Source organism: Paenibacillus sp. cl141a (assembly GCF_900109305.1).
Lineage (GTDB): Bacteria > Bacillota > Bacilli > Paenibacillales > Paenibacillaceae > Paenibacillus_AQ > Paenibacillus_AQ lautus_A.
Map to the genome: position 1 here is coordinate 458,597 of NZ_FNZO01000004.1, position 25,924 is coordinate 484,520.

General features: G+C 53.9%; 23 protein-coding genes. 9 read left to right on the top strand and 14 right to left on the bottom strand.

What is annotated here, in order from left to right:
* Positions 1 to 83: 83 nt before the first annotated feature.
* From BMX45_RS14710 to BMX45_RS14730, 5 genes are all read right to left on the bottom strand, one after another.
* Entirely contained in the window at positions 84 to 1,760 is a 1,677-nt protein-coding gene (locus BMX45_RS14710) for a long-chain-fatty-acid--CoA ligase (RefSeq protein ID WP_090910306.1), read from the bottom strand.
* Between the two features lie 101 nt (positions 1,761 to 1,861).
* Positions 1,862 to 3,652, bottom strand: a complete 1,791-nt coding sequence (locus tag BMX45_RS14715) for an acyl-CoA dehydrogenase family protein (protein WP_090910307.1) — start codon at positions 3,650 to 3,652, stop codon at positions 1,862 to 1,864.
* 575 nt (positions 3,653 to 4,227) lie between these two features.
* On the bottom strand, positions 4,228 to 5,418 hold the full coding sequence (locus BMX45_RS14720) for an acetyl-CoA C-acyltransferase (RefSeq protein ID WP_090910308.1): 1,191 nt from the start codon (positions 5,416 to 5,418) through the stop codon (positions 4,228 to 4,230).
* Between the two features lie 347 nt (positions 5,419 to 5,765).
* A complete protein-coding gene (locus BMX45_RS14725) occupies positions 5,766 to 8,207 on the bottom strand; it encodes a 3-hydroxyacyl-CoA dehydrogenase/enoyl-CoA hydratase family protein (protein ID WP_090910309.1) in 2,442 nt (813 codons plus the stop codon).
* The gene (locus tag BMX45_RS14730) at positions 8,204 to 10,384 is read right to left on the bottom strand and encodes a (Fe-S)-binding protein (protein ID WP_090910310.1); all 2,181 of its coding nucleotides are present in this window, start codon (positions 10,382 to 10,384) and stop codon (positions 8,204 to 8,206) included. Before BMX45_RS14730 ends, BMX45_RS14725 begins: the two co-directional genes overlap by 4 nt.
* A 480-nt stretch (positions 10,385 to 10,864) precedes the next feature.
* Here BMX45_RS14730 and BMX45_RS14735 point away from each other — a divergent pair, with 480 nt between their 5' ends.
* From BMX45_RS14735 to BMX45_RS14745, 3 genes are all read left to right on the top strand, one after another.
* On the top strand, positions 10,865 to 11,455 hold the full coding sequence (locus tag BMX45_RS14735; RefSeq protein WP_036664878.1) for a TetR/AcrR family transcriptional regulator: 591 nt from the start codon (positions 10,865 to 10,867) through the stop codon (positions 11,453 to 11,455).
* A 38-nt stretch (positions 11,456 to 11,493) separates the two neighbouring features.
* Complete coding sequence (locus BMX45_RS14740) at positions 11,494 to 12,261, top strand: electron transfer flavoprotein subunit beta/FixA family protein (RefSeq protein ID WP_090910311.1); 768 nt, start codon at positions 11,494 to 11,496, stop codon at positions 12,259 to 12,261.
* A gap of 273 nt (positions 12,262 to 12,534) precedes the next feature.
* Positions 12,535 to 13,512 (top strand): electron transfer flavoprotein subunit alpha/FixB family protein, encoded by a 978-nt coding sequence (locus tag BMX45_RS14745; protein ID WP_090910312.1) that lies wholly within the window; start codon positions 12,535 to 12,537, stop codon positions 13,510 to 13,512.
* A gap of 165 nt (positions 13,513 to 13,677) precedes the next feature.
* Here BMX45_RS14745 and BMX45_RS14750 read toward each other — a convergent pair whose 3' ends face one another.
* Positions 13,678 to 13,995, bottom strand: coding sequence for a MazG nucleotide pyrophosphohydrolase domain-containing protein (locus BMX45_RS14750; RefSeq protein WP_090910313.1), 318 nt, complete (start codon positions 13,993 to 13,995; stop codon positions 13,678 to 13,680).
* A 215-nt stretch (positions 13,996 to 14,210) separates the two neighbouring features.
* Between BMX45_RS14750 and BMX45_RS14755 the strand changes: the two genes are divergently transcribed.
* Entirely contained in the window at positions 14,211 to 14,789 is a 579-nt protein-coding gene (locus tag BMX45_RS14755; protein ID WP_012818487.1) for an LOG family protein, read from the top strand.
* Positions 14,790 to 14,954: 165 nt separating this feature from the next.
* On the opposite strand, the gene BMX45_RS14760 is transcribed toward BMX45_RS14755, so the two are convergent.
* From BMX45_RS14760 to BMX45_RS14775, 4 genes are all read right to left on the bottom strand, one after another.
* Positions 14,955 to 15,698, bottom strand: coding sequence for an SDR family oxidoreductase (locus tag BMX45_RS14760; protein WP_090910314.1), 744 nt, complete (start codon positions 15,696 to 15,698; stop codon positions 14,955 to 14,957).
* A 291-nt stretch (positions 15,699 to 15,989) separates the two neighbouring features.
* Positions 15,990 to 16,583 carry a TetR/AcrR family transcriptional regulator gene (locus BMX45_RS14765; RefSeq protein ID WP_254778077.1) on the bottom strand — a complete coding sequence of 198 codons (594 nt, stop codon included), beginning with the start codon at positions 16,581 to 16,583 and terminating at the stop codon, positions 15,990 to 15,992.
* A gap of 281 nt (positions 16,584 to 16,864) precedes the next feature.
* Positions 16,865 to 17,578 (bottom strand): class I SAM-dependent methyltransferase, encoded by a 714-nt coding sequence (locus BMX45_RS14770; protein WP_090910316.1) that lies wholly within the window; start codon positions 17,576 to 17,578, stop codon positions 16,865 to 16,867.
* 98 nt (positions 17,579 to 17,676) lie between these two features.
* On the bottom strand, positions 17,677 to 18,078 hold the full coding sequence (locus tag BMX45_RS14775; protein ID WP_254778078.1) for a hypothetical protein: 402 nt from the start codon (positions 18,076 to 18,078) through the stop codon (positions 17,677 to 17,679).
* A gap of 79 nt (positions 18,079 to 18,157) precedes the next feature.
* On the opposite strand from BMX45_RS14775, the gene BMX45_RS14780 reads away from it, so the two are divergent.
* The 3 genes from BMX45_RS14780 to BMX45_RS14785 all read left to right on the top strand — a co-directional run bounded on the left by BMX45_RS14780 (position 18,158) and on the right by BMX45_RS14785 (position 20,828).
* Positions 18,158 to 18,919: a kanamycin nucleotidyltransferase C-terminal domain-containing protein gene (locus tag BMX45_RS14780; protein WP_090910317.1), complete on the top strand. Its 762-nt coding sequence runs from the start codon at positions 18,158 to 18,160 to the stop codon at positions 18,917 to 18,919.
* Positions 18,920 to 19,080: 161 nt separating this feature from the next.
* Positions 19,081 to 19,338: a hypothetical protein gene (locus BMX45_RS31805; protein WP_254778079.1), complete on the top strand. Its 258-nt coding sequence runs from the start codon at positions 19,081 to 19,083 to the stop codon at positions 19,336 to 19,338.
* Entirely contained in the window at positions 19,287 to 20,828 is a 1,542-nt protein-coding gene (locus BMX45_RS14785; RefSeq protein ID WP_254778080.1) for a M28 family peptidase, read from the top strand. Before BMX45_RS31805 ends, BMX45_RS14785 begins: the two co-directional genes overlap by 52 nt.
* Before the next feature lie 119 nt (positions 20,829 to 20,947).
* On the opposite strand, the gene BMX45_RS31010 is transcribed toward BMX45_RS14785, so the two are convergent.
* Complete coding sequence (locus tag BMX45_RS31010; protein WP_368087167.1) at positions 20,948 to 21,106, bottom strand: DUF3888 domain-containing protein; 159 nt, start codon at positions 21,104 to 21,106, stop codon at positions 20,948 to 20,950.
* Positions 21,107 to 21,319: 213 nt separating this feature from the next.
* On the opposite strand from BMX45_RS31010, the gene BMX45_RS14790 reads away from it, so the two are divergent.
* Positions 21,320 to 22,246 (top strand): alpha/beta hydrolase, encoded by a 927-nt coding sequence (locus tag BMX45_RS14790; RefSeq protein ID WP_090910420.1) that lies wholly within the window; start codon positions 21,320 to 21,322, stop codon positions 22,244 to 22,246.
* Between the two features lie 311 nt (positions 22,247 to 22,557).
* On the top strand, positions 22,558 to 22,767 hold the full coding sequence (locus tag BMX45_RS14795) for a hypothetical protein (protein WP_090910318.1): 210 nt from the start codon (positions 22,558 to 22,560) through the stop codon (positions 22,765 to 22,767).
* 206 nt (positions 22,768 to 22,973) lie between these two features.
* Here the strand turns inward: BMX45_RS14795 and phnX are convergent, their stop codons facing one another.
* The 3 genes from phnX to BMX45_RS14810 are packed head-to-tail and all read right to left on the bottom strand — an operon-like array spanning position 22,974 to position 25,902.
* Positions 22,974 to 23,792, bottom strand: a complete 819-nt coding sequence (gene phnX / locus BMX45_RS14800) for a phosphonoacetaldehyde hydrolase (protein ID WP_090910319.1) — start codon at positions 23,790 to 23,792, stop codon at positions 22,974 to 22,976.
* Positions 23,789 to 24,883 carry a 2-aminoethylphosphonate--pyruvate transaminase gene (phnW, locus tag BMX45_RS14805; protein WP_090910320.1) on the bottom strand — a complete coding sequence of 365 codons (1,095 nt, stop codon included), beginning with the start codon at positions 24,881 to 24,883 and terminating at the stop codon, positions 23,789 to 23,791. Before phnW ends, phnX begins: the two co-directional genes overlap by 4 nt.
* A 23-nt stretch (positions 24,884 to 24,906) precedes the next feature.
* Positions 24,907 to 25,902 (bottom strand): extracellular solute-binding protein, encoded by a 996-nt coding sequence (locus tag BMX45_RS14810; RefSeq protein ID WP_090910321.1) that lies wholly within the window; start codon positions 25,900 to 25,902, stop codon positions 24,907 to 24,909.
* Positions 25,903 to 25,924 lie beyond the last annotated feature (22 nt).

Genomic DNA, 25,924 nt, shown 5'->3' on the forward strand with positions numbered 1-25,924 from the left:
TTTTCTTCTGACGTCGTTAGATACTGTATCCATTCCTGCGGGATAACATGAATCGTTAATCGGGCCTACACTGCTATTCTGCTTCAGCCCGTTCTGCCTTCCTCTTCCTCCTCCAGCAGTTTGCGGCGCAGCACCTTGCCTACCATCGTCTTCGGCAGCGAATCGCGAAACACGTACTCGCGCGGCACTTTATAGGCCGCCAGCTGGCTGCGGCAGAACTTCTCAAGACCCGAAGGGTCCGGAGACGCGCCATCCTTCAGCACAATATAAGCTCTTACGGTTTCGCCGCGATAATCGTCCTTGGTTCCGACCACGACGGCTTCCTTCACGGACGGATGCTCATACAGCACTTCCTCGATCTCCCGAGGATAAATATTGAAACCGCTTGCAATGATCATGTCTTTCTTGCGGTCAATGATCGTAAAATACCCCTCTTCGTCCATCGTGGCCATGTCGCCTGTAAACAGCCAGCCGTTGCGGAGCGTATCAAACGTATCCTCCGGCCGGTTCCAATATCCCATCATCACCTGCGGACCCTTCACGATCAGCTCGCCCGGCTCACCGACCGGCATTTCTTCGCCCGTCTCCGGATCCACGACCTTCGCGTCCGTATCCGGAACGGGGACGCCGATGGTGCCGATCTTCCGCCTTCCCCATATCGGATTCACATGGGTAACCGGGGACGCTTCGGTCAGGCCGTAGCCTTCGATCAGCCGACCTTTGGTCAGCTCCTCGAACTTATCCTGCACCTCGACCGGAAGCCCGGCAGAGCCGCTGACGCAGGCATTGATCGAAGAGAGGTCGTATTCCCTGATCTTGGGATGATTAATCAATGCGATATACATGGTCGGTGCGCCCGGGAAGAGCGTCGGCTTCATTTTTTTGATCAGGTTCAGGATCATCGTCACTTCGAATTTCGGTACCAAAATCAGCATGCCGGCACGATAGATCGCCTGGTTCAGCAGCACGGTCAGACCGAACACGTGAAAGCACGGCAGAACGGCTAAATACCGCTCCTTCCCGTCCTCCACCTGAAAGCACCAGTTCGCGGACTGTACGGTGTTGGCGATCAGATTCATATGCGTCAGCATGACGCCTTTGGGAACGCCGGTCGTGCCGCCAGTATACTGGAGCAGGGCCAAATCCTTCTCCGCTTTGACGGATTCGCAGACGGGATCATTCGGCGCGCCCGCAAGCAGCTTTTTGAAGGCATGGACGCGGCTTCCATAATCGACAACCGGAAGAGGGCCTTCCTTCTTGGCTTTGATCGGGTAGAGAAGATTCTTGGGGAACGGCAGATAATCCGCCACGGACGTGACGATCATATGCTCCAGATCCGTCTCCTCGATGACTTTTTCAACGCGGGATACGAACATATCCATCGTAATGATGATCTTGGCACCGGAATCCTTCATCTGATGCGCAATTTCCCGCTCCATATAGAGCGGGTTGGTCATGACGGCCACGGCTCCGGCCAGCAGCACGCCATAATAGGAAATAACGACCTGCGGGCAGTTGGGCAGCATGATCGCTACCCGGTCGCCCTTCTTGATCCCTTTGCTGCGGAGCGCGTTCGCCATCCGGTAGGACGCATCCAGCAAACTTCTGTAGTTGATCGTCTTTCCCATGAAATACAGGGCCGGACGATTCGGAAACTTCTGCGCCGACGTTACGAGAAATAATGCCAAATTCTGTTTCGGATAATCAAAAGCGGGGGCTACTTCGGGCGGATAAAACGGCAGCCAAGGCTTTGTATCCATACAAAACCAACCCTTTCCTAAGGAATGCTCCTTCTTTCCTACTCCAAGAAAATCTCTCTCTTTTGCGGTTACTTACGCATCGTATTGGCGTTGACGCCTAGTTACACCGTGTACCGCTCGTTCTTCACCACGCGGGCTGCGATGCTGCGCTTGAGGGCCACCGTATCGACCGGCGTGCAGCGCGTCAGCTTCTTGAGCACCGACAGCTGCATCCGCAGCATATCGCCGGTTTCCACCGAAGCCAGCGTTTCTTTGGCGAGCGCTTCAATGCGCTGGAACGCCTCGTAAGCAAACACCTGCGTCATCTCGATCATGCTCGCTGCCTTTTCCTCCGAGGTGCGTTCGATTTGCTTGCGGGTGCGCAGCAATGCGCTTTCGAGGGCATAAATGTCAATCATCATATCCGCCAGGTTGGATAAGGCCTCCTGCTCCTTCTCCAGCTTCGTGCCGAACTTCTGAACGGCCAGACCGCCAGCGAGGAGGAAAATCTTCTTGCTCATGTCCAGGAAATGCGCCTCCTGTTCCAGCGTTCCTTCAAAGGTTTGGCCCGGTACCAGCTGCAGCAGCTCCCCTTGCAGACCTTGCGCTTTTTGCAGGAGCGCGATTTCGCCTTTCATCGCCTTCTTCACGAGCGTGCCCGGAATGAGGAGCCGGTTGATCTCGTTCGTGCCTTCGAAGATACGGTTGATGCGGGAGTCCCGATAGATGCGTTCCACTTTATACTCTTGGATATACCCATAGCCCCCGTGAATCTGCACCGCTTCGTCTGCCACGTTATCCAGTCCTTCGGAACAGAACACCTTGTTGATCGAGCATTCGATGGCATAGTCGGAGATCGCAGCCGCCGAGTGGATGCCTGCATCTTCGCTGTTGTAATCGATGTCCTGCATCGCTTCGTCCAGCAGTCCTGCGGTACGGTACACCATGCTCTCCATTACGAAGGCGATGATGTTCATGTCGGCCAGCTTTTTGCGCATGAGCGGGAACTGCGAGATCGGCGTATCGAACTGTTTGCGGGTGTTAGCATATTTCGCGCTCAACTCGATCGATTCCTTCGCTGCACCGACGGTGCCCGCTGCCAATTTATACCTGCCGATGTTCAGGATGTTGAAGGCGATCCGGTGGCCCTTGCCGATCTCGCCAAGCAGGTTCTCCTTCGGCACCTTCACGTCTTCGAAGAAGAGCGGACGCGTCGACGAGCCCTTGATGCCCATCTTCTTCTCCTCCGGCCCGAGCGTGAAGCCTTCCATCTCCTTCTCCACGATGAACGCGGTGAAGTGCTCTCCGTCAATCTTGGCGTAGACGATAAAGATATCCGCAAATCCGGCGTTAGTTATATATAGCTTCGATCCGTTCAAAATATAATACTCCCCGTCGTCGGACAAGCGTGCCGTCGTTTTGGCGCCCAGCGCATCGGAGCCGGAGGTCGGCTCCGTCAAGCAATAAGCCGCGATTTTCGCGCCGCTCGAGAGATCCGGCAGGTACTTCTGTTTCTGCTCGGTCGTGCCGAAGAACACGATCGGCAGCGTACCGATGCCGACATGTGCTCCAAAGGAAAGCGCAAAGGACGATCCCTTCGCCAAGTTTTCGTTAATAATCGTAGAGCTGACCTTATCCAGCCCGATCCCGCCGAACGGCTCCGGCACATCGGCTCCGAGCAGGCCCAGCTCGCCTGCTTTGCGAAGCAGGTCTACCGTCATCTCGTAATTCAGCTTCTCCAGCTCTTCATCGTGGGGCACCACTTCGCCGTCGATAAAATCGCGCACCGTCTCGCCGATCATGCGATGCTCTTCCGTAAAATCCTCCGGTGTCAGAATGCGCTGCACGTCCGGATTGTCGATGACAAAGCTGCCGCCTTTGATTTTCGGTTCTTTGGTTTGGTTATCGCTCATGATTGGTTTCCCCTTTCGGAATTGGAATAAGGTGGAATGCAATGGTGGCCTTGGTGTTTGCTAGGTTGCGAACTTGCTAGTTGGTCATAGATGGTGTATGTGTTACTGCGGCGCAATATTGGCGCTCCGCGTGCGGATTGTACTTCCGATCGCTGTTGAGTTTGGATTTCCGGGAATGAATTGATCCATAGTAGAAATCCAAACTCAAAGGCGACCACTTCGTTTCTCCAGTACAATTCCGCCCTCTCCGCTAGGTTGGCGCACTCAGGTCCTGAGCCGTGCCGACGGTTATCTTGCACTCCACCTGTGGTTGGAGTGAGTGATGCCGTGTCCGATCCGTGTACGGAGCGGACACGGGTACATCGTGCGCACTGCTCCCCGTGCGCACGGTGCGTGGTCCGAGCATGCTTGGATTGGTCGTCGACCCTGGTGACCTTGGCGGGCCACAATTCCCTCCTCGGGACTTGTTCCAGCTCTCCCCAATTAAGAAGGAGGCTACTTCCCTGAGTCTGACAACTAACATGTTTTGCTTTATTTCAATAACGAACGAGTTGCGACTCCTATGGAAGAGGCACTTACGCCCCCGCGGCGTGCACCTCGAACACCCCCGCGGCCCCCATGCCGCCGCCGATGCACATGCTCACGACGCCGTAGCCGCCGCCGCGTCGGGCGAGCTCGGAGACGAGGCTGACGGTCAGCTTGGCGCCGGTGCAGCCGAGCGGATGGCCAAGCGCAATGGCGCCGCCGTTGACGTTGACCTTGCTCTCGTCGATCCCCAGCGCGCGGATGATGTGGAGGCATTGCGATGCGAACGCTTCGTTAATCTCGAACACATCCACCTGATCCAGCTCGATGCCTGCCATGCGCAGCGCCTTCGGGATCGCTTCGACGGGGCCGACGCCCATTATCTCCGGCGCCACGCCTGCCAGGGCAAACGATTTGAAGGTAGCCAGCGGGGTAAGGCCCAGCTCCTCGGCTTTCTCGCGGCTCATGACGGCTACCGCCGCCGCGCCGTCACTCGTCTGCGACGCGTTGCCCGCGGTAACCGAGCCGCCGAGGGCAAAGGCCGGCTTCAGTCTGGCCAGCACATCCGGTGTTGTGTCCGGCCGAACTCCTTCATCCGTATCGATGGCTAAGGTTTTACTGCGCACTTTGCCCTGCTCATCGGCGGCAGCCAGCGTTACGTTCACCGGTACGATCTCGTCCCGGAACTTCCCTTCGGAGATAGCGGCTGCGGCCTTGCGGTGGCTGCTGGCCGCGAAGGCATCCTGCGCCTCGCGGGTGATGCCGAAGCGGCGGGCTACCTCTTCCGCCGTATGGCCCATGCCGATGTAAACCTCCGACATCTCTTCGACGATCGTCGGATGCGGTGCCGGCTTGAAGCCGGTCATCGGCACATGGCTCATGCTCTCGACGCCGCCGGCGACGATGACCTCGGCATGGCCGAGCATAATGCGTTCCGCAGCAAAAGCGATCGCCTGAAGTCCGGACGAACAGAAGCGATTGACGGTCAAGGCCGGCACCGTGACCGGATAACCCGCATACAAGGAAATAATCCGCGCAACGTTAAGGCCCTGCTCGCCTTCCGGCATCGCGCAGCCGAGGATAATGTCCTCGACATCCTCTTTTTTCAGGCCCGGCGCACGCTCAATGACGGCTTCCAGTACGGCTTTGCCGAGATCCTCTACGCGCGTCTGGGCAAAACTGCCCTTCTTCGCCTTCCCCACCGGGGTGCGAGCAAGGGATACTATGACTGCTTCTCTCATGCCATTCACCTCATCAACTAAAAAATTGGTTGGATCCAATACCGATATCATTGCTGGCCGTTCATCGGCCTTGTAATGAGTACGTAACGGGTGGAACTGATTAAAGAGCCGCCATCACCCAAACATCCAGCAGCGCGGACAGTTTGCCACATGTACCGTATGCACGTTTGATTTGGCAAATCGCACGTTGCGGATGATAGCTGATCTATTAGCTGTGAATCTTTAAGGACTATACCAACATTAGCGTTCGTCATGTCCTGATTGCTTTCAAGATGCCGAAGGCAAGGAGAGACCGGAAGGCGAGACGCTCAAAATTGCCAAGGAAGTACAGTCCAAGCTGAATCGCCTTAATTCCGCAGCGGCTTGCCTTTTGCCAGCATATGCTGCATGCGCTGCTGGGTCTTGACCTCCCCGAGCAGGCTGAGGAATGCTTCGCGCTCCAGGTCGAGCAGATGCTGTTCGCTCACCACAGTTCCAGCAGGAACATCGCCGCCGGTCAGGATATGCGCCAGCTTCTTCGCAATCAACAGATCGTGATCACTGATATAGCCGCTTCGCTTCATGTCGATCGCGCCCATTTGGAGCACGGCCCGGCCATCGCGGCCGACAACGCGGGCTTTGCCCGGCTGCGGCGGCACATAACCTGCCCGGTCCATCGCTAACACGGCCTGCTTCGCTTCATGGATCCGGTAATCCTGATTCATGACCACCGTATCCCCGCTGCGTCCATACCCCATGCGGATCGCTTCATGTCCGCTGGTCGATGCATTAGCCATCGCCACCATCTCGAAGATTTTGTTGATCTCCGGCTGGAGGTCGCTGTCCTTGTCGGGATGGCGGTTGCTGGTCATCAGCGCCAGTTCCTTGCAGCCGCCGCCTGCCGGTATCAGACCGACCCCCGTCTCCACTAGGCCGAAATAGGTCTCCGCCGAGAAGATGATTCGGTCCGCCGGCAGACACGCTTCCACACCCCCGCCCAGCGTCATCCGGTGAGGCGCGGCCACAACCGGCTTCTCCAGCCCCTTCAGCTTCATCATGCTGCCCTGGAACAGACGGATGATGTCATCCACCTCATCCCAGTCGCCGCTCTGCGCTTCCATCAGCATGAGCATCAGGTTGGCGCCGACGCAGAAGTTCCGGCCTTCGTTCGCCAGCACCAGTCCGCGGTAATTGGCCCTGACCTCTTCCACGCTCTGCTGAATCATGACCAGAATATCGGCGCCGATCGCGTTGTTCGGCGAAGTGAATTCAAGGCATGCAACGCCATCCCCAATATCGATCAGATTCGCCCCCGTATTTGAGCGGATGATCCGGTTTTGCGATTTGAGCGCTTGCAGCGAGATCAGCTCAGGCTGAACCTCAACGCCCTTATACTCGCCTTTGAAATAATGGAACACCTCGCCGTCCTTCTCTTGATAGAAGGACTTGTTGCCTGCGGCAACCCACTCCTTCACCCACGCCGGGACGGTCACGCCCTCTGCTTCCATGCGCTGCACGGATTCCGGCAGTCCGATCAGATCCCAGGTCTCGAAGGGACCGAGCTCCCAGTTGAAACCCCATTTCATCGCGTTGTCGATGTCCTGGATGGAATCGGCGATCTCTCCCAGCTTGCCGGCCGCATAGACGAGCACTTGCTTCAATACATTCCAGGCCAGCTCCGAGTAACGATCCTGCGTTCCCAGGAAAGCCTTGATCTTCCGCTGGGCTCCCTTTACCGCTTTGGCGGCTTCGATGGAAGCGGAGCTCACTTTGGCGCTCGGGTTGTACTCCATCGTGGACAGATTGAGTGATAGGATTTTGCTGCCTTGATCCCCTTTTACTTTTTTATAGAAGCCCTGGCCGCCCTTTTCCCCGGTCCAGCCGCGGGCGACAAGCTCGTTCATGACGTCAGGCACCGTGAACACGTCTTTCTCCTCGCCGTCCGGTACGGAGTCGTACACGTTTCTGGCCACATGGACAAACGTATCGATGCCCACCAGATCCAGCGTGCGGAAGGTGGCGCTCTTTGGACGCCCCAGAACGGGACCCGTGGCCGCATCTACTTCCTCCACGGTATAGCTGTTCTTCACCATCTCCTGCAGCGTGACCAGAAGTCCGTAGGTGCCGATCCGGTTCGAGATGAAATTCGGTGTGTCCTTCGCAAGCACAACCCCTTTACCAAGGCGCTTCGTGCAAAATTCAACCATGAACTTCGTAATGTCCGGATCGGTATCAAAGCCCGGAATAATCTCCAGCAGCTTCATATGACGCGGCGGATTGAAGAAATGGGTTCCCAGGAAGTGGCTGCGGAATTCCTCGCTGCAGTCCTCGACCATCGCATTGACGGAAATGCCCGAGGTGTTCGTGCTGACGATCGATCCTTCCTTACGCACGCCTTCAATCTGCTTGAAAATGCTCTTTTTGATTTCCAGGCGTTCCGTAACCACCTCGATGATCCAGTCCACATCCTTCAACAGGCTTAGATGGTCCTCGGTGTTTCCCGGCGTGATCCGGCCTGCAAAATCAGCACTGTAGAGCGGAGCGGTGCTTGATTTAGGCAGAGCCGCAATCGCTTTGGCGGCAAGCCTGTTTCGTACCTTCGGATGATCCAGCGTCAGGCCGGCCTTTTCCTCCTCGGCGGTCAAGGAATTCGGAACGATGTCGAGCAGCAGGCAGGGAATGCCTGCGTTGGCAAGATGGGCGGCGATCCCCGACCCCATGACGCCCGAGCCGATCACGGCGGCTTTGGTAATGTTTCGACTTGCGACCCCGGAACCGCTGACGGCTTCTTTGGTAATGGTATTACTCATTGCACAACGACCTCCTGTTCATGGATTTCGGATAGACCGAATACGGATAACTCCAGAATTTCCGCAATATCTCGCGTTTTCACGCTTTCTTCCACTTCCTTCAGCTTCGTGCCGTCCTCCAGCATCGTCAGGCAGAACGGACAGGCGGAGCTGATCATTGTCGGAGATATGGCCAGCGCCTGCTCGGTACGCGCCAGATTCACGCGCTTGCCCGCGTCCTCCTCCATCCACATCTGACCGCCGCCGGCGCCGCAGCACATCCCGTTCTCGCGATTCCGCTCCATCTCCAGCAGCTCGACGCCGGGAATGGCGCGAAGCACGCTGCGCGGCTGATCGTATACATCGTTATACCGTCCCAGGTAGCAGGAGTCATGATAGGTGATTTTCTCCTGAACCTGATACTTGGGCTTAAGACGCCCTTCCTTCACCAGTTGATCCAGCAACTCCGTATGGTGGACGACCTCAGCCTCCAGTCCAAATTCCGGATATTCGTTCTTGAAAATATTGAAGGTATGCGGGCAAGCCGTGACGATTCGTTTCACATCGTATTTCTGAAACGTCTCGATGTTCTCCATGCACAGCTGCTGGAACAGAAATTCATTGCCCATCCGGCGCGGAGTGTCGCCCGAGTTCTTCTCCTCGTTGCCGAGAATGGCGAAGTTGACGCCCGCTTCATTCATGAGCCGGACGAAGGCCCGGGTGATCTTGCGGCTGCGATTGTCGTAGGAACCCATGGAACCGACAAAGAACAGAATGTCGAAGTCCGGATTTTCCTTCACGGTCGGGATCTTCAGGTCCAACGTTCCTTCCGGGTCGACCTCCTTCACCCACTTGCTCCGGTCCGCGCGGCTGATTCCCCAAGGGTTGCCTTGTCGTTCGATGTTTTGCATGGCTCGCTGGCCTTCCTGCGGCACGCTGCCCTCCATCAGAACGAGATGTCGCCGGAGATCCACGATTTTGTCGACATGCTCATTTGCGACCGGACACTGATCCTCGCAGTTGCGGCAGGTCGTGCAAGCCCAAATCTCTTCCTCGGTCATGACGCCGCCGATCAATTGAATGTCCTTCGGGTCTACGCCCTCGACTTGGTGCCAGGAACGCTTCTGCACATCCATCGTCGGTCCGATGTCGGTGATGCCCTCGCCCTTCCAGCCGACAAGCGCCAAATCCGTTGCGCCCATGGAGTGAACGCCCGGCGACCCAAACACGGAGGCAGGCATCCACGCCGATTTGGAGGTGAGCGCGGCACCTTTTTCCGTGAGATGATCCCTCAGCTTCACGATCATGTGCATCGGCGACAGCAGCTTGCCCGTGTTCGAGGCCGGGCACACGTTGGTGCATCGTCCGCATTCAACGCAGGCATAGAAATCCAGCATCTGCTTCTGCGTGAAGTCCTCGATTTTGCCTACCCCGAACTCCTCGGCTTCTTCATCCTCCAGGTCCAGCTTGCTGAGCTTCCCCGGGGGATCCGTGCGACGAACCAGAATGTTGATCGGCGCCGTAATGAGGTGAAAATGCTTCGATTGCGGCACATAAATAAGGAAAGACAGCAGAATCAGCAGGTGAAGCCACCAGAACGCGTAATAACACACCGTTACTGCCACCGGCGGCATCCAGGCAAACGCGGCCGCGATACTCGAGGAAATCGGTGCCATGGCCGACCATGCCAGACTTTCCATGAGCCGTTCAAAGGCCATCGTCAGCAGCACCGAAGCCATCAGCGTGGTGATGAAAAACACGACAATGCTTGGCTTCCAGCCTCGCTTGAGCCGTTTCAGCTTCTCGCCATAGCGGCGATATGCCGCATAACCGATGGCCAGCAGAATCAGCGCAACCGTAATCTCCTGCATGAGGATGAAGCCCGCATGGCCCGGAATCGGCAAGCTGTGACCCGACAGCCCTTTCCAGATGATATCGAGCGCCCCGAACTGCAAAATGATAAATCCGTAAAACACGATAAAGTGCATGATGCCGCTCTTGCGATCCTTAAACAGCTTGCTCTGTCCGAACACCTGGATGGCGAACTGGCTCAGGCGCTCCTTCAGATCCTTCTTCAGATTCGCCGGCTTGCCCAAACGGATATACAGGTAACGGCGATACACCACGGTGGCGAACATGTACACTGCCCAGCCCGTGATTAAGACAAAGAGCAGCGCGTTGATTAATGTTGGAATCATCCCTCTCAGCCCCTTGCGTTAAAAGATCCTTCTTCCACACCCTTCATTTCGTCTCTGCAGCGTCCAATTCTGCAGCTCCTGTCACTCCTTCCAACAACGGCTCGTCATTGTGTCAAGATTGGGACAATATGAAGCGCTTTCATAATAGAGACAAAAATAAGACCTCCACATCGTGCCGTGCCGACCACTCTAAACCGAACATCATGACTGCTAGCTGCATCTCTTCATCTGTACAACGCTACATCCGTATTTGTGTACTTGCCTGCGGATACCCAGCTATTTCTTTCTTCCGGTTAAACTGCCGTCGATGGCTCTGATATGAACGCCTTATTTTGCTGCTCTTCCAGGTCTGCTTCATCCATTTTGCGAGTCTTTGATAACCCATCGTTGACAATGACATGAACGTATTTTATGATGGATACAAGAAATGAATGAGTATTCATTCATAATTTAACTGTATTCTAACACCGGGGTGAGCATATGACAAGTAAAAAAAATGAAAAATACCACCTGATCCTCCAGGGCGCCCTGAAAGTTTTTGCCGAAAACGGCTATCACCGGTCCCAGGTATCCAAGATCGCCAAGGCTGCCGGCGTGGCCGACGGCACCATCTATCTGTACTTTAAGAGGAAGGAGGATATCCTGATCCGCCTGTTCCAAGAAAAGCTTGGGGAGCTGGTCGGCAAATTCCACGAAAGCGTGGAAGGAACCACGGACGCCGTGGAAGCGCTGCGGACGGTGTGCAGCATCCATTTCTCGGAGCTGGAGAGCAATCCCGAACTTGCATATGTCACGCAGATTGAGCTGCGGCAGAGCGATTTGGAGCTGCGCAAGGAAATCGGCAGCGCGCTCAAGCCATATATCGTACTGATCGAGAATATCCTGGAACAGGGCATCCAAGAACAGAAATTCCGTTCAGATCTGAACGTCAAGCTGGTCCGAAACCTGATTTTTGGCGCGATGGACGAAGCGGTAACCTCTTGGCTGATCTCGGGCCGTAAATATTCGTTGTCCGATCAAGCGGATGAGACGCTAAGCTTTTTTCTCAATGGTGTTTCCGGCGGACAATAAGTCCTGCTGATATTCATATTGAAGGGAGAGTTTAACCGATGAAGATTGTGGTATTGCTTAAACAGACCTTTGACACGGAGGAAAAAATCACGATTGAGAACGGATCGATTGCCGAGGATGGGGTGAAATTCGTCATCAATCCGTATGACGAATATGCGGTAGAGGAAGCCGTGAAGCTTCGGGATGACCACGGCGGCAGCGTGACGCTCCTGTCCGTCGGACCCGACCGTACGGCAGAAGCCCTCCGGACCGCCCTTGCGATGGGGGCGGACGATGCGGTGCTGATCTCCGACGAACGGATTCCGGACGATGAATATGCGGTATCGAAGGTGCTGCATGCGTATTTGTCCAAGGAAAGCCCGGATCTGATCCTCGGCGGCAACTTCTCCGTGGACCGCGGCTCGGGCCAAGTAGCTATCCGCCTGGCACAGCTTCTCGGCATTTCGCACACCGGCTCCATTACCAAGCTTACGCTGAGCGGGACCACCGCTGAAGTGCACCGGGATGCGGAAGGCGATCTGGAAGTGCTTGAGGTCCAGCTGCCGGCCATCTTCACCGCACAGCAGGGATTAAACGAACCCCGCTATCCGTCGCTGCCGGGCATCATGAAGGCCAAGAAGAAGCCTTTTCAGACGCTGACCCTGGATGATCTCGGGTTATCCGAACCCGATATTCAGCCGGCAACGAAGCAAAGCGAGCTGTCCTTGCCGCCAGAGCGAAGCGCCGGGCGCATTCTGAAGGGCGAGCCTGCCGAAGTGGCGCATGAGCTGGTATCCTTGCTGCGGACGCAGTCGAAAGTGATTTAATAAAAGAACAAATTGAACGCGTGAATTCCTTCGATTCTCACTATTGAATGCGGTTACATGGCAGCGGCAGAGCCCCTGCCATCGTGCCTTATGTATTCTGATTGTATGGTTTACGGGATGTCCGTCATGCACGCTTTTCGCTTAATGCATCTTGGAAATCGGGGGCAGCAGCGATTGGAGGAATGACCCGCATTCGCTTTGGACGCTCAGGCTGGCCGACATCGTAAAACTCTCTTTACGTTCAACCCCAAATGGATCTTAGGAGGTTATGATATGAGCAAAACGATATTAGTGTATGCCGAGAACCGGGATGGGAAGCTGCGTCAGGTTGCTCTCGAGACGCTTGGCGCTGCCCGTTTAATTGCAGAAGATGGCGACAGCATCCGTATTCTGGTTGCGGGCTCCAACATTACGGAGGCCGTATCGGCCCTGAACGGCTATGGTGCCGATACCATCTATACCGTCGAGCATGAGGATCTGGAGAGCTATAATCCCGAAGCTTATATGGCCGCCATCGAAGCGGTAATCCGTCAGGCACAGCCCGATGCAGTCCTCTTCGGGCATACGGCCATCGGCCGCGACTTGGCACCGCTGGTGGCCGCTTCCTTGAATGCCGGACAGATCTCCGACGTCACCGCCATTGACAACGAAGGCGGAGAAGCGGTATTCACGCGTCCGCTCTATGCGGGTAAAGCCTTTGAGAAACGCGTCTTTCAGAACGGACCGTGGGTGGTCACGGTTCGACCGAACAATATTCCCGCGGCGGAAGCCATCGAAGGCGCCAGCGCCGGCATTGAGGACATCGCTTACCCGGCTCCTTCCCTCCGCTCCGTGGTAAAGGACGTCGTCCGCAAAACCACGGGAAAAATCGACCTATCGGAAGCCAAAATCGTCATCTCCGGCGGGCGCGGCGTGAAGAGCGCGGACGGCTTTAAGCCGCTGGAGGAGCTCGCCGACCTGCTCGGCGGGGCGGTCGGGGCATCGCGCGGCGCCTGCGATGCCGGCTACTGCGATTACGCGCTCCAGATCGGGCAGACCGGCAAAGTCGTCACGCCCGAGATCTATATTGCCTGCGGCATTAGCGGCGCGATCCAGCATTTGGCGGGCATGAGCCAATCCCGGGTCATCATTGCCATCAATAAGGATCCGGAAGCACCGATCTTTAAAGTTGCCGATTACGGCATCGTCGGCGATCTGTTCGATGTCGTCCCGCTGCTGACGCAGGAATTCCGCAAGGTGTTGGTATCCTAGGACTTCATAACGATTCATCATATTCAAAAAAAGGCTGCTCCAAAAGGTCCGGGAACCTGGAGCAGCCTTTTACTTCGTAAGTTTTGCGCCTGCAGCGTCCTTCACCTATGAAGCATTCCGAAGGACTACCACAACGGAATGGGAACCGGCACTAGCCTGTCCCCTTTAAGAGCCAAACCGTTTCAACAGCTTCTGCTGATGAGCCGTAAACGCTTCTTCCAGCGAAATATCATAGAGATCCGCCAGCAGCGAAATGTTGCCGAGCACGTCGCCGATCTCCTCCACCAGATCCTGCTTGAGCTGTTCCCTCGACTGAACCTCCTCATCGGGGCGGTCCCTGCCGATTTCATAAGCGCGAACGGCGCGCGCCGTTTCCCCTGCTTCCTCCATCAAAAATCCAACCCGGATAAAGGGACCGTACCCGGCCCAGCCTCTTTCTCCGTAGAACTGTTTAATCCATTGCTGGGCTTCATTCATATCCATGACGTGTGTTACCTCCGCGATTTCTTGGGATGACTGCATCCTTCTTTTTACACAATTCGAGATTATATCCATGATAAAACGAACATGCATGCCATAAAATAAAAAAGTGCTATGTCGGCGCCGAAAGGATATGCCGAACATTCCATGACACAAATCACTATATATAGTATAATTACTCGAATGAAATATCAACATCTGGGTAAGGAGTGTGCAAATTGAAATCCATATGCGTATTTGCAGGATCGAACATGGGCGAGCATCCGGACTATAAAGCAAAAGCGGCCGAACTTGGCAGGCATATTGCCCACAACCAATACAAATTAGTGTACGGCGGCTCCAACATCGGATTGATGGGGGAAGTTGCCAACGCCGTATTGCAAAATGGCGGCGAAGTGATCGGGGTCATGCCGAGAGGGCTGTTCAAGGGGGAAATCGTACATACCGAGCTGACCCAGCTCATTGAAGTCGCCGACATGCATGAACGCAAAGCAACGATGGGCAAGCTGGCCGACGGGTTTATCGCCATGCCGGGCGGATTTGGAACCTATGAGGAATTGTTCGAGGTATTGTGCTGGTCGCAAATCGGAATTCATCAGAAGCCGATCGGACTGCTCAGTATCCGCGATTATTTCGAACCGTTCATGAAGCTGATTCAGTACAGCATTACCGAGGGCTTCTCCAACTCCTCTCACTTGAACCTGATCAACATGTCCGATGATCCGCTCAAGCTGTTAGAGCTTATGGATAGCTACACGCCTCCGACGCTGGACCTGAAGTGGAAGGACCTGGATTAAGGGTGACCTGAGGGTCTTGAGGGACATAGCGCTCTCTAGGGAAAAATCCTTGGATACAAGAATATGTTGCAGGCATTATGACGCATTGGCCTGGCCTTCCGTCATTCAAAAATGCACCGGAATCCCGGTGCATTTTTATTTTTCGCCATAGAAATAGAGGCGATATTATACAAACCCGCCGTTCACGCGAAGCGTTTGACCCGTGATCCATTTCGACTCTTCGCTGGCCAGGAACAACACGACACCTGCAATATCATCCGTTTCCCCCAGACGTCCGAAGGCATTCATTTTGACAATCCCCGCAATCTGTTCCTCCGATTTACCAACGGTAAATAGCTCCGTATTAACCGGTCCGGGCGCCACTGCGTTAATCGTGATCCCTTTGGGCCCGAATTCCTTGGCCAACTGACGCGTAAACTGCTCCACAGCTCCCTTCGTCCCTGCATACACGCTGTAAGTCGGGAACATCTGCCCAGCGACCGACGTCGAGAAATTGATAATGCGGCCACCCGAATTCATATGGCGAAAAGCCTGCTGGATCGCAAAATAAGTCCCCTTCACGTTAATCGCAAACTGCTGATCGAAATCCTCCTCCGTCATGGCCGCAATCGGCTTGGTGGTCATGATGCCGGCATTGTTCACAAGGATATCGATTCCGCCATAGGCTTCGATCGTTTCACGAAACAGCCGTTCGATCTCTGCTACCTGACTAATATCGGCTTGAATGGCCCGTGCTTCGCCGCCGCCCTGCTTAATGAGGCCCACCACTTCCTCGGCTTTAGCCGGACTGCTTGCATAGTTTACAACAACCTTGGCTCCGTTCTCCGCAAGTCTCTCCGCAATTTCGCGCCCGATGCCTCTCGATGCTCCCGTTACGATTGCTACCTTGCCCGATAAGCCCTTTGTCATGATAAAACCTCCCGCATATGAATTGAGATACACGATTATTGCCCCAGATCGATGTTCTGATTTGCAACTTCTTATTAGTAATTTGATTATATGTCGCCTAATAACTAATTACAAGTGACAGATTTATGATTTTGTCATTTGTAAATGAACCAAAACAAAAAAGAAGCTATTCCCATGCGAGTCTCGCCATGAATAGCATCTTTTTTTACATAGGGAATGATCACATTATGCTAGCCCAACAATCCGCAGCGGCATTCATTATGACGGCGGTTCGCCATATCCCTATTCCCGCTAACCGTTCATCGAAATCCCGGCCAACAATAACGTCCACACCGACTCAAAGGCGGCTTCGATCCCATCCGAAGTCCATTGATAGGCATGGGCCGGATGGTGAAACAAGGAAGTGGCCATGAAAAATGCCTTCGCCGTTGACTCCGGATGGCCTGGCTTGAATTCACCGGCACGCATCCCTTGATCCATGATTTGGGTGATCTGCCCGATTAACAAATTCACATGCGTATCAATGATCTTGACGGCTTCCAGCGTCACGGACGCGTACATGGCAAACATCTCGGGATCCTCGAGAACGTAAGTCCGCTTAGCCCGGATCAGGGTATCCGTCCATAACCGCAAGCGATCGGTGGCGCTGCCGTCCGTCCCGTCTGCAATGATCTGCAGCGGCTCCGCAATCCGCTGAAGCCACCGCTCCGTGACGGCTTCTCTGAGAGCGGCCTTGCTGGGAAAATGCCGATACAGCGAGCCGTGGCTCACCTGCAGCGCTTTGGCCACATCGACAACCGAAGTCTTGTCTGGGCCATAACGTCGAAGCGTCTGCTCAGCTGCATCTAATATAGCTTCTTTCGTTAGTGGTTGGTCATGTGCCATAGGTTCCATGAGCAACGGGATTCCGTTTTCGCCCGCCTGCCCACCTTCACGCCCCCTCTCTGTTGAACACATTATAGCAAACAACCTCATCATATCAATATTGAGCTTTTGTCATTTGTCCTTCCCACCATGAATACCATTCTCCGTGCTCCTGTAGGATTGAAGCATATATGGGATCAATGAACACGACAGATTCTGCTGCTCTGGCGACAATCACCATCCCCAGAAAAAAAGGAAGCCGGCACATTGCCGGCTTCCTCGCTTCTTACCTTCTCAAGCTTCTATATCTTGCGAATGTTTAGCAGCGAATTGCCGTTCTTCATAAACTCATAGGGTACTTTTACTTCCGCTACCCGAAAGCCTTCTGCCTCCAGCTCATGAATCAGACGGTCCAAATGGACGTAGCGGCTCCCCGATAAATCGGTCAACGGGAAGATGCGCACCTCTTCCGAGGCCACTCGCAGCAGCTCCCGAACCGTCTGGACATGAAATTCATAATCCAATCGGTCGCTGTACATGAACAGAAAATGGGCGGACAGCACCAGGTGAAACTGTTCGTTATCAAAAGGCAGTTCCGGCAGTACGGCAGCGACATAGCGATCCGGAAATTCCCGCATATCCCTAACGCAATCGCGGAGCGCTTGCTCGCGATGCCGGCGAAGCCCCTCCACATCCCCGTAATAATCCCAGACATAATTGCTTTTCGTCTGCTCCATCGTTTCCATGGCATGCCCGATATCCTGCAGTCCCTTGGTCTCCAGATCATCCGGTTTGTGATCATAAGCAATATCGCTGGCCGTTATATCAAGACCCTGCTTCGAACCGTGAGCGGTGAACGAACACGCGCCGGAAGGGCAATCCAGCACCCTTTTACCGGCAAGCTCCGGCATCTTCAAATCAAACATGTGAGCGTACTCTTCAAATGTGCGGCCAATGAATACAACCCGGTCCAATTCCTGCTTGGTCTTGCCTCTACTCTGCTCAGCTTTACTCATCTCTTCTCACCTCAGCTATAGATTGGCTGCGGATGAGGCAGCTCCTGCACACTCCGCAAGGATATACTACCATAATATGGTGTAAGGGAATTAGAATATTATGATCCCTGCCTGTTCTTTTTAAGAAAATCTATAACATCATCTAAGTCATCCGTTTTCAAGACGATTTCCTTATCATTCAGCAATACAACAATCGGAAATCTGGTTAGTCCTATAGCATCCGCCCTTTGCCTGCCGGTCTCGTCCCTTACATTATGCAACATAGCAGCCTGCAAAACCTCTCGATCGGCATCGGACATACGGACCTCTTCACTCCACCATGCAACATGCGTCTTCTCATTCGGCCCTTTCGCGGCATTTGCATCCTCGTAGAAATAATGAATTCGTAATTCATCTTCCCTTTCCGCGAGCAGTTCCTCAGGAATTTCTATCTTGCTCAAACCGGAACAACCCATCACGATCGCCAAGACGAACCCGGTTAGAACACTCTTAAACTTCAAAAACCCGTCACCCCCTAAAACAACGGTCCTGTTTATACTATAATATAGATAATTAACTTTCTTCGGAGGGGATTTCCTTATGCTATCTTATCCTGCGGCTACGACCAGAGAAGAGAAAATGAGCATCATTCATCTCATCAAAGACCGGCTGCTTCACTTGCACGGCGATGACATTCTGGCCATCGGCCTGTACGGTTCGATTGCGCAAGGTATCGATGGTCCTTACTCGGACATCGAGCTTCGGGTTGTTACGCAGGACGGGGTCTCCCTGCCCGGATACGAATTCATATATCCCCCATTCAAAATCGAAATCGGAATGAAACAGAAACAGGACATCTTCAAGGCTGCCGCGTCAGTGGATGACTCCTGGGCAATTAAGGCCGGCGCCTACGTACACCTGCAGGAAATCTACGATCCGGGGAACCTGCTCGCCGAGATTCGGAAGCTGCCCCTTGAGGTTTCGGACGAGGCGATCAAAGAAACGATGCGGGAATTCATGATTTGGGAGCCTTACGAAACGATGGGCAAAATCCGAAACAACGTCCAGTCCGGGAACCTTAACTATCTCCCGCTTGGCGCTAAGGACCTGACCTGGCAGACGGCCAAGCTGATTGGGCTTGCCAACCGAACCTTTTATCATACAAGGGCCCGGACGTTGGAGGAATCCCTTACCCTCCCATCCCGACCTTCCGGTTATGACGAGCTGGCACAGTTGGTCATGCGCGGTCAACTTCTCCAAATCGATCATGTCTATGAGCTCTGCGAGCAGCTCTGGACCGGACTAAACGCATGGTATGAACAGATGAATATCGAATATAAATTAAAGGAGCTTCCATTCTGATGGAGGCTCTTTTGTTAGGGTAAGGAGCCATCGTTCTCAATCTTATATTGACACATGTCATATTCTGGAACTACGCTGTGTAAGGGCCTATTTCTTACATATGAGGAAAGATCACACCGCGAATGACCCTGAATGATCCTAAAAGGAAGTGAGTATTGATCATGCAAATTCAATTGAGCAGACCGCCGGACCGCAGACCTCCTTATTGGCTGCCGCTTACGACCATCCTGGCCGTCATACTCTTTATCTCCCTCATGCTGTGGTTCGAGAAGCCGCCGGAAGCCAGAAAGATCGATGCACCCGCAACCGAGTTCTCCGCGGAACGCGCCATGGCACATGTCGAACGGATTGCCCAAGAGCACACCCGATGGGGTCCCCTGCCAATGCGGAAGTCCGGGCTTATTTGGTGGAACAGATGAAGCAGCTCGGCTTGAACCCGGAGGTTCAGGAGTTTAATGACCGTCTGACCACCAAGTACGTCGACGCCGACGTGCAGCTTACGAACATTCTCGGCGTCATTAAAGGAACCGGATCTGGTAAACCGCTCCTTCTGATGTCGCACTATGACTCGGTCCCTACCGGCCCCGGGGCGAATGATGCTTCGGTCAGCGTAGCTTCCTTGCTGGAGACGGCAAGAGCGATCCAGGCCGGACCTCCGCCGCAAAATGACATCTGGATCCTGCTGACAGACGGGGAGGAAAGAGGCCTGCTCGGTGCCGAGGTGTTCTTTCAGGACCCGGCGCACCGTGAGATCGGCATGATTGCGAATTTTGAAGCGCGGGGATCGAAGGGCTCGTCCTTCATGTTCCAGACCAGCGACAGCAATGGACGGATTATTGAAGAATATGCCCGGGCCGTATCCAATCCTGTCAGCAACTCCCTCTTAGTGGATCTCTACAAACAACTGCCGAACGATACCGATCTGACGGTGGCGCTGGAGCATGGCCTCCCGGGACTGAACTTTGCCTATGGCGACGGGTGGGTAGCTTACCATACCCCGATGGACAACACGGAGAATGTCTCCCTTGAGACCATGCAGCATCAAGGCGAGAATGCGCTCGCCATGGCAAGGCATTTTGGCAATCTGGACTTGGCTGACCTGACCTCCACAGGCGACCGTATCTATTTCAATCTGTTTGGCCTGCTGGTTCACTACCCTGCGCAATGGGCAATTCCGATCACCGTGGCGATCGCAGCGCTATGGCTGGCTTTTGCTTGGTTGTTTGCCCGCTTCTCCTTGCTTACCGTTAAGGGAAGCCTGATCGGGCTCGGAACTCCGATTCTGGCCGTCGTGCTCTCAACCGCGCTCAGCTACGGCTTGTGGACGCTCATCGATGCGTTGTGGGCAGGCAAAATGACACAGCCTACAGGCGCAACCTACGATTCGCTTCTGTACAGCGTCAGCTTTGTGCTGGTGACCCTCATCGTTCATGTCGCGCTTACCCGCTGGGTGGTGCGGAAAGCAAATGAAGTGGAGATGCTGCTTGGGGGCGCACTCCTGTTCCTGCTGCTGCTCATCGGCTCGACTTGGTTCCTGCCGGGCGCAAGTTATTTATTCGCGATACCGCTGCTGGTTCATTTCGCGGCTCTGACGTGGGCGGCATTTACCCGGGACCCGCGCGAAACCTTATTCCATCCGGCCGTCGTGTTAGGAACGTCGCTTATCCCGGTTCTGATGTTCACGTCGGTCTTTCACATCGTATTCCTCCTGCTCCCGCCGGGGATTCATCTGTTCAGCGTTGTGCTCATCGGACTGATACTGGCCCTGATGTCACCGGCAGTCCGAATGCTCGCGCATTCTTGGAAATGGGTGCTGCCGGCCGCTTTCATCGCCATCGTTGTCCTGCTCGGCATCGGCTGGAGCCAAGCTGAGCCCGGGCCGGATCGGCCGGTTTATGAGAGCCGATAGGGTTCCCCTAGAGCAGCTGATAGTTGTTACACCTATAAGTGCACTCTATCCTGCATGCCAAACAAGCAAACGCGAACACCGCGTTTGCTTGTTTTTTGCTTAGAACAGCCCAGCCGCCGTTACTTCTTGATGTCTTGCCAATGCGAGGGAAGCTCATACGTGTTCAGATGCTTGTATTCTACCAGCTTCACCATACCGCCGGGAAACGTCGGAGCGATCTCAAAGACAAGGCGGTCCTTTCCCACCGGGATATGGGGGCCGACCCTCTCCTGCCGCAGCTCTTATGGATTAGGTTCTCCCAACCGATAAGATTGATGTAACGCCATCCGAATCGAACGTGATCTGCCATATGGATGAATCAAGATACGTACGATATGATAGGTGGAAGGAAGCTATCGATTCGGCGCATTCCTTCCTCTCGGCATGCCTTCGGCTCATAGATCAACACCGACGGGAGGATACACATCATTAAGAAAAAAAGGATTATGACCATGTCTGCAGCTATTATCGCATTACTAGCAATCATTATCATTTCAGCCAGCTTCTACTTCTATAACGTTGCTATTGCCCGGGCCGACAAGGCCTTCCTGAACGGCAACCCGGACCTGGAAGCCAACTCGAATATCGACAACCCCTTTGCGGATAGCAAGGATTGGTGGGCCAAGCAAAGCTTCGAGGAATGGAGTCTTACCTCAGACGACGGCTTGAAGCTGCATGCGTACTATATACCTGCCGAAGTGCCGACGGATAAAACCGTCATGATCGGGCACGGATACTCCGGCCATTCGGAACAGATGAGCGGATTCGCCCAAATGTACCATGAGGACCTGGGCTACAACGTCCTTCTTCCCGACGCGCGGGGCCATGGAAAGAGCGAAGGCGATTACATCGGCTTCGGTTGGCCGGAGCGGAAGGATTATCTCAGATGGATTGAACGTGTCATCCGGCATACAGGGGAAGACGCCCAGATTGTCCTGCACGGCGTGTCCATGGGCGGGGCAACGGTGATGATGACCAGCGGCGAAGAGCTTCCGCCCCAGGTAAAAGCCATTGTCGAGGACTGCGGGTATACGTCGGTCACGGATGAGCTGACCTATCAGTTGAAGCGCATGTATAAGCTTCCTTCCTTCCCGCTGGTTCAATCCACGAGCCTGCTCACCAAGATCCGGGCCGGATACTCCTTCGGCGAGGCCTCCGCGCTGGAGCAGGTGAAGAAATCCAAGACGCCGACGCTGTTCATACACGGCGGCGGGGACCTGTTCGTCCCTACCGAGATGGTGTATGAGCTGTACGAGAACGGTCCGGAGCATAAGAAGCTGTTCATCGTCCCCGATGCAGGCCACGGTCTGGCGCGCCAGTTCGATCCCGAGGGGTACGACCGGGAAGTGAAGGAGTTTATCGGCACGTATGTGCAATAAATTGAAAGAAGAGCAGTCCATGCGGACTGCTCTTTTTCGGTGAGGTGAATATACCCCTGATCAGCTTTGCGGTCACATTTAAGCCCATGTTGGTGAGCTGTACCATTTGAGCGAACTTAGGTTTAGAACATAAATGTTGGATGCATGATATGAGACCACTTGACCTGATTTCCCTCAGAGATCAACTACATGTTCCTGTTTAGATTCAGAATCATGCTATAATTAGCATATTCTGTAAATACACATTGTTTTTGGAATGAGTAAATAAATTAAAAGGTTTTTAGCTCCATTGTTGAAAGGATGGATTCTTCATGGTAGTTGGAGTACAAGAGCTCATTTTTTTTATAATGATTTTAGCAGCAAATTACTTGCTGATTTACCTGATTGTTAGTAATGCTATTTCAAATTCAGGGTTGAAATCGGAAATGGATAGTCTCAAGAACGAATTGAAAGATATAAAGAAATTGCTAGTGGATCATTCGGCAAAAACACTTGAGGAACGTAAGAATAAAGAACTCTAAATGCTACCTCATTCATTGTTAGCGATTTGCGTTAGAAACTTAACTCGATCTAAAACAGACCCGGCAATTCTGCCGGATCTGTTTTAGATTGAGGTTTAAAGTGAGCCCCTCTCAATGAAGGAAGCCAACAAAACAGTAAAGTAGAAACCGAGACAGAGCTTATGCTCCAGAGAATACCATTCGCGGTTTCTTCATTAAATACCAACCTAACGTTGAATCCCCGGTCTTTGCCCCTCTGCCAGCATATCGTTAATTCTCTCGATTAACTGCGGCAGCTCGCTCATCGTCCGGATCGTAAAATACGCCCCGTTACGGATAAACGTCTCTTCGGTTTTCGAGATCGCGGCTTCCCGGTCCGACTCTGACAGGGCATGAAACTCGTCCAAGCTCAGGCCCATTTCGGAGCTGCCGATAGCAACGCCAACCGACCACACGCCTGCGTTCACGCCTTCTTTCACGTCGGAGACGGTATCGCCGACCTTAACGACTTTCCATGAAGCCGATAATCCAAGAAACTCCATGTTCCGGTAGATCATGTAGGGGTAAGGTCTTCCTTGGGAGCGCGTGTCATCCGGCGTGAAATAAACATCCGGGCTGTACCCCTTTTGCCGCGCATTGGCAACCACGACCTCCATCATGCCGCTCGTATAACCGGTCGTGGAACCGATTTTCAAGCCTTGCGCCTTCAGCGCTTCAACCGCCTCAATGACACCCGGAATCGGGTCCGTGTACTCGGATAAGGAGACCATCAAGGCCGGCTCGAATTCCGCATACAGCCGTTCTACATCCTGCTCACCGAAAGCTCTGCCGTACTTCGCCTCCCATAGCGCAGACACTCTTGGCATGGACAGCATGGCACGAATATGATCGATCTTCAGCATCCCCATCGGCGCTCTCGCTTCCTCCATGGTTACCTCAATACCCGCATTCTTGAAAATATCGACAAACACGTTCACGGGCGCAAAACATCCAAAATCCACGGCCGTTCCAGCCCAGTCCAATATAACGCCTTCGATTCGGTTCATTGTGCCGTCACCCCCATATATTCTTCAATAATCGTACATAATTGCTCGATATCCTGCTCATAGATCTCCCCGATATTCCCGATGCGGAAGGTATCCACGTCGGTTAGCTTGCCCGGGTAGATCACATAACCTCTTTCTTTAATATAAGTATAAAAATGCTCAAAGCTGAACCCTTCGTTCGGGAATAAAAACGTGGTGATGATCGGGGATTGTTTGTCATCGGTGATATACGCCCGGATGCCGATCTGCTCCAATCTCTCCCGCAGCAGTCGATTGTTATTCCGATAACGGCTGAACCTGGCAGGGACGCCGCCTTCTTCATTCAGCTCATCCAACGCTTTGGAGAAGGCCGCCACGACATGGGTCGGCGAGGTATAACGCCATTTGCCGTCCTTGTCCATGCCCTTCCATTGGTCGTACAGGTCGAGCGACAGGCTGCGCGCAATCCCTTCGCAGGCCGTAAGCTTCTCCAGCTTGGCGATCACAAAGCCAAACCCCGGAACACCTTGAACGCATTTATTCGCGCTGCTGATCAGGTAATCGATGCCGAGCCCCTGAACATCGATCTCCATGCCGCCAAAGCTGCTCATCGCATCAAGGATGAGGGTTTTTCCATATTCCCTGGACAGCTTCGAGATCATCTCCAGCGGGTTCAGAATGCCGGTGGTCGTCTCGCAATGAACCATCGCGATATGCGTAATCCGCAAATCCTCATGGAGTATGGCCCGCAGCTCATCCTCGCTTGGATGTTCATCGTAATTCACCTTGTACTCCGCGTAATTCAGTCCGATGTACTCCGCCATCTTCACGATCCGCTCGCCGTAGGCGCCGTTCGTTACGATCAGCACCTTATCGTCTTTCGAAATGGCGGACGTCATGACGGCTTCGACGGCAAACGTGCCGCTTCCCTGCATCAGCACGGCGGTGTACAGCTCTGGATCCGCTCCGGCCAGTGCCAGGAGCTGCGATCTGATTTTTTGCGTAATGGATTTATATTCATCATCCCACGTGCAGCGGTCAAAGAGCATTTCCTCTTTTACCGCCTTGGTTGTGGTCAAAGGTCCCGGTGTCAAAAGCTTGTAGGTTTTCATGTCGCATCGCTCCTAAAGTCGGCTTATTCTTTGGATCCGTTGAAGAATTGCTGATGCTCTTCCAGCAGCTCCACGGTCAGCGGCTTCTCGAAGGTCATCGAGTATGCAGGTTTGTTGACTTCATCGACGGTCTCCCCTTCGTACAGGGCCACCGGGTAGTTCGCAATCAGATCTTTGCGGGCATCCTTTACGATGGTCTCGGCCATCTTCATCGCTAGATCCGTCGTTGCATTCTTCTTGTCCACGACCGCAACCGATTCGGTCAGCGAGAAGTTTCCTTCGACCGGATCCACGTAGTCAATCGGTGCACCGGTGGCTTTAGCCGCTACCGCCTGATGGCGGAGTCCAAACCCGGCCGCCACTTCTCCAGCCTGCACTTTCTTGATCGGACCGGAGCCCGAGCTCTCCAGATGCGGTCCTACGTTGGCGATCAGGTCATGAAGCACCTTACGTCCCGCATCTTCGCCGTATTGCGTAATAATAGCCTGAACGAGCAGCCAGCCGGTGGAAGAATCCATGATGTTCGGAATCGATACGAGTCCGCTGAATTCGGGTTTGGTCAGGTCCGTGATGGATGTGGGCATCGGCAATCCTTTGTCCTTCAGCACTTCCGTATTCACGAAGATGGAGCCGGTATTCGCCAGAATCGGCGTGTAATATGCCGGATAAGAACCGGTAGCGCCTGCGTCAAAAGCCAGCTCCTTAAACATCGAATGCTTGCTCTGCGAGCTTTCGATGAAGTAGGAGCTCATGGTGACGAGATCGGCCTCGATTTTGTTGCCCTCCGCCATCAATTTGCCCCCAAGTTCGGAGGTGCCCAGAGATTGGACAAGGTACTGTCCTTCATATCCGGCATTCTTCAATGAAGTCTCCATTGCCGCAACGGCTTCTTCATCCCCGTTGGTGTAGATGACTACCTTCTTCGCTTCCCCCGCGCTGCCGCTGCCGCAAGCGGCCAAAGCAAACACCATACTGACAGCGATCAATGACAGCAGCATTCCCTTCAGCGTCTTCATCATGATTAACTCCACTCCTTGAATG